We start from the raw sequence: 16959 nt of genomic DNA, 5'->3' as shown, positions 1-16959 counted from the left end.
CCCAACTGACTCGCAGTTGTTGTCGTTTTGAGCGCTGAAAACGACAACAACTGCGAGTCAGTTGGGTGAGGGCTACTTCTTGCGGCCGAACTTGGGGAGGTTCGCCAGCAGGTCCGCGGCCTTCGTGGCGGCACGGCCCACGGTGCGGCCAATCTGCTGGGGAACAGTGTCGTCGCTGAGCGTGGTGCTGGTGCCGCCGGGAATCACGACGGCGGCACTCAACTCGGCACCGTCCCGCACCAGGACATCCGCCGGGCTGGAGTCCGCAACGGCTGCCAGCGGTATGTCGCCTGCGGTGGAGCGGGCTGTGGTTTCTGCAGACGGGGCCGGTGCTGCCACCACAAACGCCGGAGCCTGGCCCGGCGCAGGCGGCTGTACGGAAGGGGCCGTCTCCGCGGCAGCCCCGCCGCCGACGTCGAACGTCTCCAGCCAGCTGGCAATGCCCTCCAGCGGCTTCCGGTTCAGAGCGTAGTAACGCTTCTGGCCCTGGGCCCGCATGCTGACCAGCTGGGCCTCGCGCAGAACTTTCAGGTGCTTCGAAATTGTGGGCTGGCTCGCGGCCAGCTCCTCCACCAATTCCCCCACGGCCTTGTCGCCGGCACGCAGGGACACCAAAATGTCCCGCCGGGTCGATTCCGCAATGACGGCAAATACGTCGTCTGTCACCATGCCTCCCACCCTAGCGACATATACGCCGAAAGGCATCCACTATTTCGGCGGATGCAGTGCCCCGGCCGGGGGCGGTTTCAGTCAAACCACGGGTCCAGCCCATGCACCGGGAAAACGGCCTTGCGGGTGGCCATCACGGTGCGGTCCACGGCGTCGTTGGGATCAAATCCCACCTCCCAGGAACGCCACCACAGCTCCACGTCATCGCCCATCAGGCCCGGCGCAGCGGTCCCGAACTTCTCCTCCACATACCGGCGCCAGTCATCCGGCACAGGGGTCCGCAACGGCACCGGACGGCCCGCGGCGATTGCTATCAGGTGGCTCCAGGCCCGAGGAACCACTTGGAGCACGTTGTATCCACCGCCGCCGGTGGCGATCCAGCGGTCGCCGCAATGGCGTGCAGCCATATTCCCGACGGCGGTGACCGCCTCGCGTTGTCCGTCCACGCTGAGATTGAGGTGCGTGAGGGGGTCCCCGCGGTGCGAGTCGCAGCCGTGCTGGCTGACAATCACCTCCGGCGCAAAGGCAGCCACCAGTTGCGGCACCACGGCGTGGAAGGCCCGCAGCCAGCCGGCGTCCCCGGTCCCTGACGGCAACGCAACGTTCACCGCCGTTCCTTCGGCATTGGTCCCGCCGGTCTCGTTGGCGAAGCCGGTCCCGGGAAACAGGGTCAGGCCGCTTTCATGCAGCGACACGGTGAGCACCCTGGGATCGTCCCAGAAGATGCTCTGCGTCCCGTCGCCGTGGTGGGCGTCCACGTCGATGTACGCCACTTTGCTGACGCCGCCGTCCAGCAGCCGCTGCACGGCCAGGGCCGCGTCGTTGTAAATACAGAACCCGCTGGCCCTCTCCCGGGACGCATGGTGCATGCCGCCACCGAAATTCACCGCATGCAGCGCGGAGCCATCCAGGATCCGCGAGGCAGACATCAGCGAGCCGCCCGCCAGCCGGCCGGCGGCCTCGTGCATGCCGGCGAAGGCAGGATCATCATCGGTCCCCAGGCCGCGGGCCTGGTCCGTCTGGGTGGGATCGGTACTGACGCGGCGCACGGCCGCCACGAAGTCGGCGGAGTGCACTGTCGACAGTTCCTGGTCCGTGGCCACTTCCGGGGCCGCGACGTCCACGTGCGGCAGGTCGAAGAGGCCCAGGCTGCCGGCCAGCCGCGCCGTCAGGTCCATCCGCTCAGGCGCCATCGGGTGGCCGGGACCAAAGTTGTAGGCCGTCATGGCAGGGCTCCACGCCACAGTGGTTGGCGGCGCGGGCTGGCTGAGACCGGGCAGGTATGTCATCAATCACAGGCTACCGGAGCGCGGTGCCCCGAAGCCCCGGCCATTACGCCGGTATTAGTGGTTTACTACTCAGGGAAGCAGTTTCGACCGAGGAAAAGCACACATGACGCAAAGCCAGTCGAGGCCCCGGAACCCGGCCAGCTGGCACCCCGCAGCGCAGGACCGGGAGGGCCTCTGGATCTTCACGCGGCTGCGCGACTTCATTGACGACATCGCCAACACCTCCCCCGCCCGCCTTGCCCTCAGCGCATTCGCCGCGGTGTGCCTGTTGTTCACGTTCCTGCTGTCCCTGCCGTTCGCCTCAGCCACGGGAACCCCCACACCCCTGTACCAGGCCATGTTCACGGCCGTCTCGGCAGTCTGCGTCACGGGCCTGACAGTGGTGTCGACGGCGGTGCACTGGTCGTTTTTCGGTCAGCTGGTCATCCTGGTGGGCATCTTCGTCGGCGGTCTCGGCACGCTGACACTCGCCTCGCTGCTCGCGCTGATGGTGAGCAAGAGGCTGGGCGTCCGCGGCAAGCTGATCGCCCAGGAAGCCATGAACAACGCTGGCCGCCTGGGTGAGGTGGGCACCCTGCTGCGGATCGTCATCACCACGTCGGTGGTGATCGAGGGGATCCTGGCGCTGACCCTGATCCCTCGGTTCCTCACCCTGGGCGAACCGTTCTGGCAGTCCGTCTGGCACGGTATTTTCTACGCCATTTCCGCGTTCAACAACGCAGGCTTCACGCCCCATTCTGACGGCATCGTCCCCTACGAGACGGACCTCTGGATCCTGGTTCCCCTCATGCTGGGTGTATTCCTGGGCAGCCTGGGCTTCCCCGTGGTGATGGTCCTGCAGCAGAACGGGCTGAACTGGAAGAAGTGGAACCTCCACACCAAGCTCACCATCCAGGTCTCGTTCATCCTCCTGGTCTCGGGCTCGGTTCTGTGGGGGCTGATGGAATGGGAAAACCTCCGGACCATCGGTGGCATGGACCTGGGCGACAAGATCACCCATTCCCTGTTCGCGTCCGTGATGACCAGGTCCGGCGGCTTCAACCTGGTGGACCAGAACCAGATGGAGTCCACCACCATGCTCCTCACCGACGCCCTGATGTTTGCCGGCGGCGGCTCCGCTTCAACAGCCGGCGGCATCAAGGTCACCACCATTGCCGTGATGTTCCTGGCCATCGTTGCCGAAGCCCGCGGCGACGCCGACGTAAAGGTTTATGGCCGGACCATCCCGCAGGGCACCATGCGGGTGGCCATCTCGGTCATCGTGGCCGGAGCCACGCTGGTCTCTGTGTCAGCGTTCCTGCTGCTCCACATCAGCGGCGAATCCATGGACCGGGTACTGTTCGAGACGATCTCCGCATTCGCCACCGTGGGGCTCAGCACCAACCTGAGCGCCGAGCTGCCGCCGGAAGGCGTGTATGTCCTGACGGCGCTGATGTTTGCCGGCCGTGTGGGCACCGTGACCCTCGCCGCCGGACTGGCGCTGCGCCAGCGCAGCCAGCTGTTCCACTACCCCGAAGAGAGGCCCATCATTGGCTAGTTCACCAGACGCTCCCCGCAGGCCGGCCCACAACGCACCCGTGCTGGTCATCGGGCTGGGCCGCTTCGGGTCGTCCACCGCTGAACAGCTGGTGAAGCAGGGCCGCGAAGTGCTCGCGATCGAACGCGACCGGAACCTGGTCCAGAAATGGGCACCGCTGCTCACCCACGTGGTGGAGGCGGACGCCACGAACATCGACGCGCTCCGCCAGCTGGGCGCGCAGGAGTTCAGCTCCGCGGTTGTGGGAGTGGGAACCTCGATCGAGTCCTCGGTGCTGATCACCGTGAACCTCGTGGACCTCGGCATCGAACACCTGTGGGTCAAGGCCATTACGCCCTCCCATGGCAAGATCCTCACCCGGATCGGTGCCAATCACGTGATCTACCCCGAAGCCGACGCCGGTGTCCGGGCCGCACACCTGGTGTCCGGCCGCATGCTGGACTTCATCGAGTTCGACGACGACTTCGCCATCGTGAAGATGTACCCGCCCCGCGAAACAGTGGGCTTCACCCTTGACGAGTCGAAGGTCCGTTCCAAGTACGGGGTGACCATCGTGGGGGTGAAGTCTCCCGGCGAGGACTTCACCTACGCCCGGCCCGAAACCAAGGTCTCCTCCCGCGACATGCTGATCGTGTCAGGCCACGTGGACCTGCTGGAACGCTTCGCGGCAAGGCCCTGATCCCGAACGGTGGCGGTGGCGGTGGACCAGGGCCTCAGCCGAGCTGTTGCGTGATTTCCGCTGCCCGGTCTGCGGCGGCGCGGGCGCCGGCGGCAATGATCGCGGGGATGCCCTGCTCGTCGAACGTTGCAATGGCGCGTTCGGTGGTGCCGTTGGGGCTGGTCACCGATTTACGCAGCGCGGCAGCATCGGCGCCTGGTTCCGCCAGCATAAAGCCGGCTCCGGCCACGGTTTCGCGGGCCAGGAGCTGGGACAGTTCGCGGTCCAGCCCCAGTTCCTCTCCAGCGGTCGCCATGGCCTCGGCGAGGTAAAACGCGTAGGCCGGGCCGGAGCCACTGATGGCCGAGAGCGCGTCCACGTGCTCCTCGGGTACTTCCACCACGGTTCCGGTGCCCTGCAGGAGTTCCTTGACCAGCTGCAGCTGGTCCGGGGAGCAGTTGGTGCCCGGGGAGACCGATACCACGCCGCGGCCAAGCCGGGCCGGCGTGTTGGGCATGGACCTGATGACGGGCTGGCCATCCGGCAGGGCAGCTTCAAGCTGGGCAAGGGACACTGCCGCCGCGACGCTCACCACGATGGTGTCCGGCGACAGGGAGCCGCTGATTTCGCGGGCCAGGTCGGCGATGCCCACCGGTTTGACGCCAAGGATGACCACGGCAGAGCCAATGCTGGCCTGCTTGTTGTTGTCCGGTTCCTCTTCGCCGGCAATGGCGGTGATTCCCGGATGGCGTTCGGCAAGTTCCGCAGCGCGACCGGCCCTCCGGACGGTGGCCACGATGTCTGCGGGACTTGTTCCCGATTCCACCAGGCCACCAAGGATGGCTTCGTTCATGGATCCACAGCCAAGGAATGCGATTCGGTTGCTCATGACTCCATCATTGCAGTTCGGCTGTTCCGGCGCAGATGTGAAGATTCCCAGCCGGCTCCCAGATCCACTGCAGGGACTTCACAAGTTGGGTCCCTAATGTAGTTATTACCTCATTGAGGGTGCGAGTGATGCGGCAGGGATGGGGATTCCTGCCCGAGGCACCGGAGGCCGGCAGCGGGTTTCCCCCCATTTTCCTGCTGCCGGCCCCGGTGCTTTCGCTTTTAACGCCAACGCCAACGCCAACGCCGGGAGCCAGGCGCCGGGAAAACCAACGGTCAGGCGCCGGCAGGAGCCTCGGCGGCAATCCGGCCTGCGGCTGCAGCAACGTGCGGCGCGGGCTCCAGCGGGCCGGCAAACACCAGCTGGTCCAGCCGCCGCAGGATGAGGCCCTCGCGCAGCGCCCAGGGGCAGATCCGGACCTTCTTGAATTTGAAGAGTTCCAGCGCCGCCTCCGCCACCAGGGCGCCGGCCAGGAGCTGGTGCGCGCGCGCCTCCGAGACACCCGGCAGGTGCAATCTGTCCTCGGCCTTCATGGCCGAGATCCGCTGCGCCCAGACGCCAAGGTCGAAGGCCTGCAGTTCACGTTTGATGTAGGGACCGGAAGCGCTGGGGGCTGCGCCGGCGATCCGGGCCAGCGAACGGAAGGTTTTGGAGGTTCCGGCCACCACGTTGGCCCTGCCAAGCCCGTCGAAGCTGCTGACTGCAGGCTTCAGGGTGGCCCGGATGTAGCGGCGGAGTTCCTTGACGCTGCGGGCCGAGGGCGGGTCCTCGGACAGCCAGTCGCGTGTCAGCCTGCTGGCGCCGAGCGGAACGGAGGTGGCCATCTCCGGCAGCTCGTCCTGGCCGAACGCCATTTCGAAGGAGCCGCCCCCGATGTCCAGGTTGAGGATGGGACCGGCGCCCCAGCCGTGCCAGCGGCGGACAGCGAAGAACGTCATGGACGCTTCTTCGCTGCCTGTCAGTTCCTGCAGGGTAACGGTGGTTTCATGCTTCACCCGGGCCAGCACCGCCGCGCCGTTGGTGGCTTCGCGGATCGCGGAGGTACAGAACGCCAAGAGGTCATCGGCTTTGTGCCGGGCGGCGAACTCCCATGCCTCCAAAACAAACTCTGTCAGCTCATGCTGGCCCTCGTCACTGATGCTGCCGTCCGGCTCCAGGTACTGGACCAGGGACAGCGGCCGCTTGTGCGAAGCGAACGGCACAGGGCGCGCGCCGGGGTGGGCATCCACCAGGAGGAGGTGGACAGTGTTTGATCCAATATCAAGGACGCCTAGCCGCATCCTGCCATTATTCCCCCTGCGGGCAACCGCGCCGGCATCCCGGCACGCACCCCGGCGTCACAAGTCCTGCGTCACAGGTTCTGGCTCAGGCTCCGGCCGGATCCGCGGCGGCGTCATCAGCGAGCTCGTCGGCGCGCTTGAAGTCGCGTTTGATGTTGGCCACGCCCTCGGGATTAATTTCGAAACCGTAGGCGGCGCCGGGGTTGATGACCATGCCCAGCTCCTCACCGATGTTGGCGATGATGGCGGCGCCCTGCGTGCCCAGCACGTTCGGGGCCGCTTCCAGGAACTGTCCGTCCACCCGGCTGGGGTGGGAGAACACGGCCAGGACGGGATCACCGTCGGCGTTGCCCAGGACCAGCGGCTCCACCTGTGCGTCCAGGCCTTCCACACCATCGGGGCTGAGGATGTAGACCTCGCTGTTCAGGAACGACAGGATGACGTCCACGGGGCTGGCCTCGGGCTGGCCGCCCTGGGCGAGATTCTCCTCGAGGTCGTTCAGGGGCGTGGGGTCGGTCATTGCAGGCTGTTCACTCATCCCCCTACCCGATCACGTTGCGCGCAGCACCGCAATTCCTGCCTGCCGGCCGGGCAGCCCGGACCGGAGACAATCCGCGCCCGGACCGGGCTGATCCCCGGTCCGGGCCACGGCTTACTTCTTGGCAGCGGCCTTCTTTTTGGCAGGTGCCTTGCGGGCCGTCGTCGTGCGCTTGACCGGGCCCTTGGCGCGCTTCTCAGCCAAAAGCTCCACGGCCTGCTCCCGGGTCAGTTCCTCCAGGGAGGTGGCCCGCGGGACGGTGATGTTGGTGATGCCGTCGGTGATGTACGGGCCGAACCGGCCTTCCTTCACCACGATGTTCTTCTCCGAGACGGGGTCCGGGCCGAACTCGGCCAGCGGCGGAACCGCTGCGCGCGCCCCGCGCTGCTTGGGCTGGGAGTAGATTTCCAGCGCCTGCTCCAGCGTGATGGTGAAGATTTCCTCTTCCGTGCCGATGGAGCGGGAGTCGGTGCCCTTCTTCAGATACGGGCCGAACCGGCCGTTCTGGACGGTGATGAGGTTGCCTTCGGCGTCCTCGCCCAGCGCGCGCGGCAGGCTCATAAGCTGCAGCGCCTCATCCAGGGAGACGGAGTCCACGGTCATGGACTTGAACAACGAACCGGTGCGCGGCTTCGCCTTGACCGGCTTCTTGGGGGGCTTCGGCTTACCGTTTTTGTAATACTCCACCGGCTGGTTGGCGATCTGTTCCTCGGTCATTTCCGGAATGACTTCGGTGACGTAGGCGCCGTAGCGGCCGTTTTTGGCCACCACCGTGTGGCCGGTGTGCGGGTCAGCACCCAGCACCCGCTCCTCCGGCGCAGCGGTCTCCATGAGTTCCACGGCCTTGGCTGCGGTGAGCTCGTCGGGTGCGAGGTCCTCGGGGACGTTGGCGCGGGAGTTCTCCACAATTTCGCCGGTTTTGGGATCCACCGTGGCGGCGGAACTTTCCAGGTACGGGCCGAATTTGCCCACCCGCAGCGTGATCTCGTCCGTGATGGGGATCGAATTGATTTCGCGGGCATCGATCTCGCCGAGGTTGTTGACGATGCTGAGCAGGCCCGGGTCGGCGTCTTCACCGAAGTAGAAGTGCCGCAGCCAGGCAGCTCCGACAGCCTGGCCGTTGGCGATCTTGTCCAGGTCGCCTTCCATGTCAGCGGTGAATTCGTAGTCCACGTAGTCGGTGAAGTGCTGCTCGAGGAGGCGGACCACGGAGAACGCGATCCAGCTTGGCACCAGCGCGGAGCCCTGCTTCCGGACGTACCCGCGGTCCTGGATGGTGGAGATCGTCGAGGCGTACGTGGACGGCCGGCCGATGCCCTTCTTCTCCAGCTCCGCGGTCAGCGACGCTTCGGTGAAGCGCGGCGGCGGCGAGGTTTCGTGGCCAACTGCCAGGATGTCCGACGCCGTCAGCGCGTCTCCCTTGCCCACGTTCGGGAGGCGGCGGGCGTCGTCCGAGTCGTCGTCGCCGCGGCTTTCGTCCTTGCCTTCCTCGTAGGCGGCCAGGAAGCCCGGGAAGGTGATCACGGTGCCGGAAGCGGAGAATTCGGCGTCGCGGCCGTCCGTGGCGGTGGCGCCCAGGCGGATGGTGGCCGTGGAACCCTTGGCGTCACCCATCTGGGAGGCGACGGTCCGCTTCCAGACCAGTTCATAGAGGCGGAACTCGTCGCCGGAGAGCTGCTTGGCCACCTGCGCCGGGGTGCGGAAGGAGTCGCCGGCGGGACGGATGGCCTCGTGGGCTTCCTGGGCGTTGGCGGCCTTGCCGGAGTAGACGCGCGGGGTGGCCGGGATGTACTCCGGGCCGTACAGCTCAGATGCCTGCCGGCGGGCGGCCGTGACGGCCTCGTCGCTCAGCGAGGAGGAGTCGGTACGCATATAGGTGATGTAGCCGTTTTCGTACAGCCGCTGCGCCACCTGCATGGTGCTTTTGGAGGAGAACCGGAGCTTGCGGCCGGCTTCCTGCTGCAGCGTGGACGTGGTGAACGGCGCGGCGGGGCGCCGGGTGTACGGCTTGGTGTCCACGGAGCGGACGGCGAACGCGGCGTCCTGGAGCCCTGCTGCCAGCGACGTGGCCAGCTCCTCGTTGAGGTGGGCAACGTTGCGGGAGGTGAGGACGCCGTCGTCGTTGAAGTCCCGGCCGGTGGCCACCTTGGCACCGTCCACGGCAGCCAGTTTGGCCTTGAAGGAGCCGGACCCGGCCCCGAACTGGCCGGTCAGGTCCCAGTAGGACGCGGCGCGGAACGCCATGCGTTCGCGTTCGCGGTCCACCACCATGCGGGTCACCACGGACTGCACACGCCCGGCGGACAGGCCGCGGGCCACCTTGCGCCACAGCACCGGGGAGATCTCGTAGCCGTACAGGCGGTCCAGCACACGGCGGGTTTCCTGTGCGTCCACGAGTGCCGTGTCCACGTCGCGCAGGTTTCCCATGGCGCGCTGGATGGCTTCCTTGGTGATTTCACCGAACGTCATCCGGTACACCGGGACCTTGGGCTTGAGGACTTCCAGCAGGTGCCACGCGATGGCCTCGCCCTCGCGGTCCCCATCAGTTGCGAGGTAAAGTTCGTCGGCATCCTTGAGCGCGGCTTTGAGCTCGGACACCTTCTTCTTTTTATCTGCTGACACGACGTAATAGGGCTTGAAGTCGTGGTCAATGTCGACGGCGAACTTGCCGACGGAGGTCTTTTTCAGTTCCGCGGGGAGCTCGGACGGCTGCGGCAGGTCGCGGATGTGACCGATGGAGGCCTCAACGATGAAACCCTCGCCGAGGTACTTGGCGATGGTCTTGCTCTTGGCCGGAGACTCCACAATCACGAGTTTCTTGCCGGTTTTGGCCTTGCTTGGCACGATGCTCCTACAGAAAAAGGTTGCTGGGGCAGATGAGCCCATATTGGCCTAGTTCACCATATTTTGGGCCAATGTGCGCATTCCTGTGGAAAACACCGGCCTCCGCGAAGCGGCCGGAACGGGTCAGCCGGCCGCCCGAAGGAGGAAGCCGTCGCGGACCAGGTTTTCCACTTCGGCGAGCAGTTCCTGCCGGAAGGACAGGGCATCGAATCCGTCCTCCCCGGCCAGGCTTCCGCCCAGCAGGGCCTCCAGCGCACCGGCGATCTGGCCGGCGGTCAGGTCGCCGTCGCAGGCGGACACAAACCCCGCCAGTGCGGTGCTCAACAGGTTGGTCCGGCGCAGGCCGGCGCCCTGCCGGAGCAGGATCACGCCCGGGTGCTCGGCACCGGGACGCTGGTGCCGTTCCTCCGTGACGTCCTCGGCCACGATGAGGTGCGCCGCTTCGATGCTGTCCGCTGCCACGTCGTCGTTGCGCTCCACGGCGGCGCCCAGGTGCGGGCCGATGGGCTGCTCGATGGGGTAGGTGATTTCCTCGAACCGGCTGATGGTGGCCTGGCCGGGGGCCGCGGGCCGGCGGAGCCAGACCATGCCGAACCCGATCCCTGCCACGTTCCGGCTTGCGAAGTCCGCGAGGTAGGCCCCGTAGGCCTCCCGGTAATGGTCCCGGTTCCGGGACTCGGAGGCGTCCTGCAGCCAGGTTTCGGCGTATTGTTCGGGGCTGACCTGCTCGCGCTGGATGAACCAGGCGTCGGTGCCGGGGCTGACCCAGGCCCGGGGCCGGTGGTGCCATTCAGTGCCGGCCTCCACTTCCCAGTTGCCCAGCAGCTGCGCCGTCCCGCCCGGGGCCAGCACGCCGGGAAGCCCTGCCACGAGGGAGGCCACGATGTCGTCACCGGGGAGGCCGCCGTCCCGGTAGGTGAACTGGCCGGCGGCGTCCTCGCCTGACCGGCGCGGGGTGATCACGAACGGCGGGTTGGAAACCACCAGGTCGAATTCCTCACCGGCCACGGGCTCCAACAGTGATCCCAGGCGAAGGCTCACCCGGTCCGCCAGCCGGTCCGGGTCCACGGACAGGGCCCCGGCGTTGAGCAGGATATTGAAGCGGGCAAAAGCCAGGGCCCGTTCGGAGATGTCCGTGGCGGTGACGTGTTCACAGTGATGCAGGAGATGGAACGCCTGGATGCCGCAGCCCGTGCCCAGGTCCAGGGCCCGTTCCGTGTGGCGGCGCACGGTGGTTTGGACCAGGGTGGTGGAGGCCTGCCCGATGCCCAGCACGTGGTCGTGCCGCAGCACGCCTTCCTGCTGGTGGGCGGCGAGGTCGCTGGCCACCCAGAGTTCGGCGCCGCCGCTGCCGTCCGTGTTGGCATCCCAGCCGTAAGGGCGCAGGTCGGCGCGCGCTGCGAACCGCGCGGTGCCGGGGACGGGCTCAACGAGTCCCAGCTCCACCAAGCCGTCCGCACCCAGGCCCGGCAGCGCGGCGTCGAGCGCCACCCGTTCCTGCGGTTCGGCGAGGAGCCAAAGACGGACGACGGCGGCCAGCGGCCCGGTGCCGCTGTCACGGCTGGCGGCGGCATCCGTGGCGAGCTGGGCCGGGATGATCTGGTCCCGGTTCAGGGCAGCGGAGGCTGACGGGCCCAGCAGCTGCGCCACGCCGTCCAGCGTGTAACCGGCGCGGCGCAGGTCCGCGGCCAGGGCCTGCAGCAGGTGCGGCCGGTCGCTTCGCGGGGCATCGGGGGTGTTGCCGGCGGTGAACTCGAATGGGGATTTAGGCACCGGCCAAGTTTAGTCCGGTCCTCCGCCGGCTCCCGAGGTGCCATGCCACCCTGCGCAGGCGGTAGCGTGGAAGCATGCCTTCCTGCCTCCCTGCCCTCCTGCGTGCGCGCCGTCCTGCCGGGCCCTCCGGCCTGTCCGGGCCCCTGCGCCCGCCGGCCCGCAGGCCCGCCGCCTGGGCCGCACTGGGGGCGTTGGTCATGGCAGCGGCACTGTCGGGATGCTCGACCGGGCTGTCCGTGGAAAATGCAGACGTCCCACAGTGGCGGGCCACGGCCCTGCCCACCGACCCAGGCACCCTCCTCCAGGATGAAGGGAAAATCCTCAACCGGGACCGGATCAGCCAGGAAGCGGCGGATGTTCCGGCGGGTCGGTACACCCTGTCCGTGACCTGCGAAGGCGGCGGAAAAGCGTTCTTCGCCGTGTCCGTTGACGGGGTTGAAATAGTGGACGCAGGTGCGGCCTGCAACGGCAGCCTCGAGACCACACGCTTCACGGTCCCGTCGGCCGGGACCCTGGACATCAGCGCGTCCAGCGTCGACGCGCCGCTGATCTTTGCGTACCAGGTGACGCCCACGCAATAAGGCCTGCAGCACTGGCCCGGCCGCCACCGCAGGCATACAGTCGACGTATGCCCACCGTGCGGGAATCCTCCGCGCCCCGTGGCCTGCAAAGGGCACGGGCTACGCAGGCACGGACCCTCACGGCCACCTTTGGGCGTGCGTCAGTGGGGTTGCTGGTGCTTGGGTCCTCCGTCGCCCTGACTGGCTGCGAATATTCGTACGACGACGGCCTGCCGCGTTCAGCGCCCCAATCCACCGCCGCGCCCGCCACCCCCGAACCCGACATCACCTACGATCCGCTCCGCCGGGAACCTGTGCCGCCGGACGGGCTGGCTGACTGGGTGGCCCGGACCTTGCCCAATGCTTCCCAGCCGGTGGCGTACGCCGGCGCCGGCGTGTTGGCGCCCGGCGAGGTCCTCAAGGAGGACACTCCGGTTCTGGCGGCCGGCACCTATGCGCTGGCGTTGGCCTGCCGGAGCCTGCGGCGCGTTGTGTTTACCTTCCGCACCGACGCCATGGACCTCGCGGACCTGGCCCAGCGGTGCGGCATCAACCGCGAAAGCATCGTCTACCTTGCCTCGGACACGGCAGTGCACGTCACGGTGGAGGCCGGCTCCGCAGGCAACTACGCTTACCGGTTCCGCCGGTTCCCTTAGGCGGCGCAGCCTTCCGGGCAGCGCAGGGTTTCCGGGCTGGCAGCGCACTCGGAGCAGTACAGCGTCAGGGTGCGGCAGCTGGGGTTGGAACAGTTCTCGAATTTGCTGGTCGGGGCTGCGCAGCGGACGCACTGGCCGATGGTTTTTGCGTCCTCGCTGAATTCCAGGTGCATCCGCTTGTCAAAAACGTACAGCGACCCTTCCCAGAGACCCTGGTCCTTGAAGGTCTCGCCGTACCTGACAATCCCGCCGTCCAGCTGATACACCTCTTTGAAACCTCGGTTGACCATCAGGCTGGACAGGACCTCGCAGCGGATGCCGCCGGTGCAGTAGGTGACCACGGGTTTGTCTTTCAGCGCGTCGTACTTGCCGGACTCCAGCTCCTTGATGAAGTCGTGCGTGGTGGCCACATCGGGCACCACCGCGTCCTTGAACTTGCCGATCTGGGCCTCGAAGGCGTTCCGGCCGTCAAAGAACACCACGTCCTCGCCCGCCTGTTTCCGGTTGGCCACCAGCTCGTGCAGTTCCTCGGGTTGGAGGTGCTTCCCGCCGCCCACCACACCGTTCGCGTCCACCTTAAGTTCCCCGGGCGCGCCGAAGGAGACAATCTCATCGCGCACCTTGACGCTCAGCCGCGGGAAGTCCGCTGCGCCGCCGTCGGACCATTTGATGTCGATGCCTGCAAAGCCCTTGTATTCGCGGGTTGTCTTTACGTACTGCTTTACCGCGCGGATTTCGCCGCCCACCGTGGCGTTGATGCCGTCCCGGGAGATCAGGATCCGGCCCGTAAGGCCGAGCTTCTCGCAGAGGGCACGCTGCCAGAGCCGGACGGCGTCCGGGTCTGAGAGGGGGGTAAAGCCGTAAAAGAGCACAATTCGGTTTAAAGCCACGTATTTAAGGGTACCGGCTCGGGTTCCCGGACACCGTCCGCCCGCCGCAGGGTGCCTGCGGCCGGGGCGTTGGCGCATCACGATTGGATAAGCACTGTTGCAGCCACTGTTGCTGGCCGTCGGGCTGGAATAGTCTCATGCCATGAGCCCGGAAACCACGATTGAAGACATCACAGGCCTTCTTGAACTATGGGTGGCCGGCTGGGCGGGTTGCCGCGGCTACCGCACCTCCACCGAGGGCCGGTTCCCTGCCGCCTTGCGGTCCGAGAGCAGCGGGGACTGGGAATTCTTTGCAGCCGACCCCTCGGACGCTGAATTTGCCGAACTGGCAGCCAAGGTGGCGGTGGCGCCGGCCATGGTCCTGACCATCCTCACCAACGACACCGCCCGGTACGCCCGGCTGGCGCAGCAGCACAGGCTCAACGTGACCTCGGATTCGCAGACCATGATGATTGTGGACATGGAAACCCAGGACGCCGAGGATCCGTGGCTGCCTGACGATGACCTGGAACTGTCCACCTCCGAAACGGACGGCGTGCACTACGCCGAAGTGCGGTCCGGCGAAACCATCGCCGCCAGCGGCAGGCTGTTTGTGGTGGGCAACACCGCGGTGTTCGACAAGATCGTTACGGACCCGGCGTTCCAGCGCCGCGGCCTGGGCAGTTTCATCATGCGGGCCCTCGCGGCGCAGGCCTTCGGCCATGATGTGCTGAACGGGCTGCTGCTGGCCTCCACCGACGGCCAGAAACTGTATTCCCACCTCGGCTGGACCGCAGTCTCCCGGGTTCTGATGCTTTCGGCAGACCACAACGGCGGGGACCTTTCCCTCAGCTGACGGCCGGGCGCCGGCCGCCGGTTACCCCTTGGGCGGATTCGGCGTCGCCGGGTGCCGCCGGATGAAAGAATGTCGGGGTGAACCCCCATGACTCCCTGATTCCCCTGCTGGGCCGCGGCCCGGATCCGGAACAGCTCCGTCATGTCCGCACCATCCCGGCACGCGAAGCAGTGCACGCGCCGTGGCCGGAATGGGTGCACCCCGACGTTGTGGCGGCCTATGGCACGTTGGGGATCCACGAACCCTACAAGCATCAGGTCCACGCGGCAGACGTGGCCCACGCCGGCAGGCATGTTGTGGTGGCCACCGGAACGGCGTCTGGCAAGTCGTTGGCGTATCAGTTGCCTGCCCTGGACGCCATCCACCGTTCGGAGCTGCGGGTGCTCGCTGAACCCGGCAGGATCCACGACGACGGCGCCGTGACCCTTTACCTCTCCCCCACCAAGGCGCTGGCGGCCGACCAGCTTAATGCGATCCGGGCCCTGAAGCTGCCTACCGTCCGCGCGGAAACCTACGACGGCGACACCGACCCGGCATCCCGGCGCTGGATCCGGGACCACGCCAACTTCATCCTGGCGAACCCGGACATGCTGCACTTCGGGATCCTTCCCAACCATGCGTGGTGGGCCGGGTTCTTCCGCCGGCTGCGCTACGTGATCGTTGATGAGGCGCACAGCTACCGGGGTGTGTTCGGCTCGCACGTGGCCAACCTGATGCGGCGGCTGCGGCGGATCTGTGCCTACTACGGGGCGGGAACGTCCTTCCCGGAGCCGGTGTTCATCGCGGCTTCCGCCACGGCTTCGGACCCGGATACCTCGTTCTCCCGGTTGATCGGCGCCCCGGTGGAGGCCGTGTCCACGGACTGCTCGCCCCACGGGGCCACCACAGTGGCTTTCTGGGAGCCGGCGCTGACCGAGGCCCGGGGCGAGAACGGCGCCAACGTGCGGCGCACCGCTGTGGCCGAAACAGCGGACCTGCTGGCCAACCTGGTGTCGGCGCGCATCCGCACCATCGCGTTCATCAAGTCGCGGCGCGGGGCGGAGACCATCTCGGCCATCACCAAGCGACTTCTGGACGAGGTGGATCCCAGCCTGCCGCAGCGGGTGGCAGCCTACCGCTCGGGGTACCTTCCTGAGGAGCGGCGGGCGGTGGAGAAGGCCCTCCGCTCCGGGGAACTTCTGGGGGTGTCCAGCACCTCGGCGCTGGAACTGGGCATCGATATTTCCGGGCTCGACGCCGTCCTCGTTGCCGGCTGGCCGGGGACCCGGGCGTCCCTGTTCCAGCAGATCGGCCGGGCCGGCCGGGCGGGGCAGGACGCCATCGCCGCCTTTGTGGCCAGCGACGATCCGTTGGATACGTTCCTGGTGAACCATCCGGAGGCGATCTTCGACGTTTCCGTGGAAGCCACCGTGTTTGACCCATCCAACCCCTACGTCCTGGGACCGCACCTGTGCGCCGCGGCAGCTGAACTTCCGCTGGGAACCGGCGAACTGGCCCTGTTTGGTCCTTCGGCCGAGGGACTCCTGGATCAGCTGGTGGCGCAGGGATACCTCCGTCGCCGGCCCGCGGGGTGGTTCTGGACGCATTCCCAGAGTGCCGCCGCCATGGTCAATCTCCGGGCGGACGGCGGCGGGCCGGTCAACATCGTGGACGCCGACACCGGGTCCCTGCTGGGGACCATGGATTCCCCGCAAACGCACTACCAGGCCCACACCGGGGCCGTGTACGTCCATCAGGGGGACAGCTACGTGGTGGAGGACCTCAACGAGGACGACCACTGCGTGATGGTGCGCCGGGCCAATCCCGATTTTTACACCACGGCCCGCGACGTCACTCAGATCGAGGTCCTCGAGACCCAGCGGACCGCCACGTGGGGCGACGTTTCGGTGCATTTCGGCGAGGTCAAGGTGACCACGCAGGTGGTTTCCTTCCAGCGCAAGGCTTTGATCTCCAACGAGGTCCTCGGCGAGGAGCCGCTGGAACTCGGCGCGAGGGATCTTTTTACCAAGGCGGTGTGGTTCGAGGTGGGGAACCGGTCCCTGACCGGGGCGGGGCTCGTCGAAGCCGAATTTCCCGGCGCCCTGCACGCCGCCGAACATGCGGCCATCGGCTTGCTGCCGCTGGTGGCCTCCAGTGACAGGTGGGACATCGGAGGGGTTTCCACAGCGCTGCACGCCGACACCGGAGTGCCCACCATCTTCGTCTATGACGGACACCCTGGCGGGGCAGGTTTCGCCGAACGCGCCTTCGACAAGGCCAAGGTCTGGCTGACGGCCACCCGCGACGCCATCCGGGCCTGCGAATGCGAGTCCGGTTGCCCCTCCTGTGTCCAGTCCCCTAAGTGCGGGAACAAAAACAACCCTTTGGACAAGGCCGGCGCCGTGACGCTCCTGGGGGTGCTCCTGAAGGACGCAACCGAAGCGATGCCGCCGGCTCCTGCAGGTTGCGCCGGTTGGGGCCAGGACTACAACCGGCCAGCGCCAGCCGACGGCAGCACCGGCTGACCAGGAGTTCACGGCGCCGGACCGGACCTGCAGTTCA

The 16959-nt window shown here is 67.0% G+C and carries 14 protein-coding genes; 6 read left to right on the top strand and 8 right to left on the bottom strand.

Annotated features, from left to right (window positions below; translation table 11 throughout):
- Positions 1-72: 72 nt before the first annotated feature.
- Positions 73-669: an ArsR/SmtB family transcription factor gene (locus tag ACU18_RS16775; protein ID WP_050687443.1), complete on the bottom strand. Its 597-nt coding sequence runs from the start codon at positions 667-669 to the stop codon at positions 73-75.
- A 77-nt stretch (positions 670-746) separates the two neighbouring features.
- Positions 747-1958 carry an acetoin utilization protein AcuC gene (locus ACU18_RS16770; RefSeq protein ID WP_050687441.1) on the bottom strand — a complete coding sequence of 404 codons (1212 nt, stop codon included), beginning with the start codon at positions 1956-1958 and terminating at the stop codon, positions 747-749.
- A gap of 103 nt (positions 1959-2061) precedes the next feature.
- Between ACU18_RS16770 and ACU18_RS16765 the strand changes: the two genes are divergently transcribed.
- Positions 2062-3495: a TrkH family potassium uptake protein gene (locus ACU18_RS16765; protein ID WP_050687439.1), complete on the top strand. Its 1434-nt coding sequence runs from the start codon at positions 2062-2064 to the stop codon at positions 3493-3495.
- Positions 3496-3535: 40 nt separating this feature from the next.
- Positions 3536-4174, top strand: coding sequence for a potassium channel family protein (locus ACU18_RS16760; protein WP_018761823.1), 639 nt, complete (start codon positions 3536-3538; stop codon positions 4172-4174).
- A 34-nt stretch (positions 4175-4208) separates the two neighbouring features.
- Here ACU18_RS16760 and proC read toward each other — a convergent pair whose 3' ends face one another.
- From proC to ACU18_RS16735, 5 genes are all read right to left on the bottom strand, one after another.
- Positions 4209-5042, bottom strand: a complete 834-nt coding sequence (proC, locus tag ACU18_RS16755) for a pyrroline-5-carboxylate reductase (protein WP_050687435.1) — start codon at positions 5040-5042, stop codon at positions 4209-4211.
- Positions 5043-5317: 275 nt separating this feature from the next.
- Positions 5318-6322: a Ppx/GppA phosphatase family protein gene (locus tag ACU18_RS16750; RefSeq protein ID WP_050687433.1), complete on the bottom strand. Its 1005-nt coding sequence runs from the start codon at positions 6320-6322 to the stop codon at positions 5318-5320.
- Between the two features lie 85 nt (positions 6323-6407).
- Positions 6408-6860: an SseB family protein gene (locus ACU18_RS16745; RefSeq protein WP_050687431.1), complete on the bottom strand. Its 453-nt coding sequence runs from the start codon at positions 6858-6860 to the stop codon at positions 6408-6410.
- Between the two features lie 114 nt (positions 6861-6974).
- The gene (gene topA / locus ACU18_RS16740) at positions 6975-9704 is read right to left on the bottom strand and encodes a type I DNA topoisomerase (RefSeq protein WP_050687429.1); all 2730 of its coding nucleotides are present in this window, start codon (positions 9702-9704) and stop codon (positions 6975-6977) included.
- Positions 9705-9827: 123 nt separating this feature from the next.
- On the bottom strand, positions 9828-11477 hold the full coding sequence (locus ACU18_RS16735; protein WP_050687427.1) for a N5-glutamine methyltransferase family protein: 1650 nt from the start codon (positions 11475-11477) through the stop codon (positions 9828-9830).
- 74 nt (positions 11478-11551) lie between these two features.
- Here ACU18_RS16735 and ACU18_RS16730 point away from each other — a divergent pair, with 74 nt between their 5' ends.
- Complete coding sequence (locus ACU18_RS16730; protein ID WP_050687424.1) at positions 11552-12058, top strand: DUF6023 family protein; 507 nt, start codon at positions 11552-11554, stop codon at positions 12056-12058.
- A 47-nt stretch (positions 12059-12105) separates the two neighbouring features.
- Positions 12106-12693 (top strand): hypothetical protein, encoded by a 588-nt coding sequence (locus ACU18_RS16725; RefSeq protein WP_050687422.1) that lies wholly within the window; start codon positions 12106-12108, stop codon positions 12691-12693.
- On the opposite strand, the gene trhO is transcribed toward ACU18_RS16725, so the two are convergent.
- A complete protein-coding gene (trhO, locus tag ACU18_RS16720; protein WP_050687421.1) occupies positions 12690-13583 on the bottom strand; it encodes an oxygen-dependent tRNA uridine(34) hydroxylase TrhO in 894 nt (297 codons plus the stop codon). The genes ACU18_RS16725 and trhO overlap by 4 nt on opposite strands.
- Before the next feature lie 142 nt (positions 13584-13725).
- On the opposite strand from trhO, the gene ACU18_RS16715 reads away from it, so the two are divergent.
- Both ACU18_RS16715 and ACU18_RS16710 read left to right on the top strand, forming a co-directional pair.
- On the top strand, positions 13726-14418 hold the full coding sequence (locus tag ACU18_RS16715) for a GNAT family N-acetyltransferase (protein ID WP_050687418.1): 693 nt from the start codon (positions 13726-13728) through the stop codon (positions 14416-14418).
- 77 nt (positions 14419-14495) lie between these two features.
- Positions 14496-16922: a DEAD/DEAH box helicase gene (locus ACU18_RS16710; RefSeq protein ID WP_082178384.1), complete on the top strand. Its 2427-nt coding sequence runs from the start codon at positions 14496-14498 to the stop codon at positions 16920-16922.
- Positions 16923-16959: the final 37 nt, after the last annotated feature.

This window comes from Arthrobacter sp. ZBG10 (genome assembly GCF_001238605.1).
GTDB lineage: Bacteria > Actinomycetota > Actinomycetes > Actinomycetales > Micrococcaceae > Arthrobacter.
Note: the sequence above shows the minus strand (reverse complement) of the source record. Positions and strands in the feature narration are given on the sequence as shown.

Coding starts and splice junctions, on each gene's coding strand:
- ACU18_RS16715 (WP_050687418.1), top strand. CDS start 13,726: ATGAGCCCGGAAACCACGATTGAAGACATCACAGGCCTTCTTGAACTA.
- ACU18_RS16765 (WP_050687439.1), top strand. CDS start 2,062: ATGACGCAAAGCCAGTCGAGGCCCCGGAACCCGGCCAGCTGGCACCCC.
- ACU18_RS16775 (WP_050687443.1), bottom strand. CDS start 669: ATGGTGACAGACGACGTATTTGCCGTCATTGCGGAATCGACCCGGCGG.
- ACU18_RS16725 (WP_050687422.1), top strand. CDS start 12,106: ATGCCCACCGTGCGGGAATCCTCCGCGCCCCGTGGCCTGCAAAGGGCA.
- ACU18_RS16750 (WP_050687433.1), bottom strand. CDS start 6,322: ATGCGGCTAGGCGTCCTTGATATTGGATCAAACACTGTCCACCTCCTC.
- proC (WP_050687435.1), bottom strand. CDS start 5,042: ATGAGCAACCGAATCGCATTCCTTGGCTGTGGATCCATGAACGAAGCC.
- ACU18_RS16730 (WP_050687424.1), top strand. CDS start 11,552: ATGCCTTCCTGCCTCCCTGCCCTCCTGCGTGCGCGCCGTCCTGCCGGG.
- ACU18_RS16745 (WP_050687431.1), bottom strand. CDS start 6,860: ATGAGTGAACAGCCTGCAATGACCGACCCCACGCCCCTGAACGACCTC.
- ACU18_RS16770 (WP_050687441.1), bottom strand. CDS start 1,958: ATGACATACCTGCCCGGTCTCAGCCAGCCCGCGCCGCCAACCACTGTG.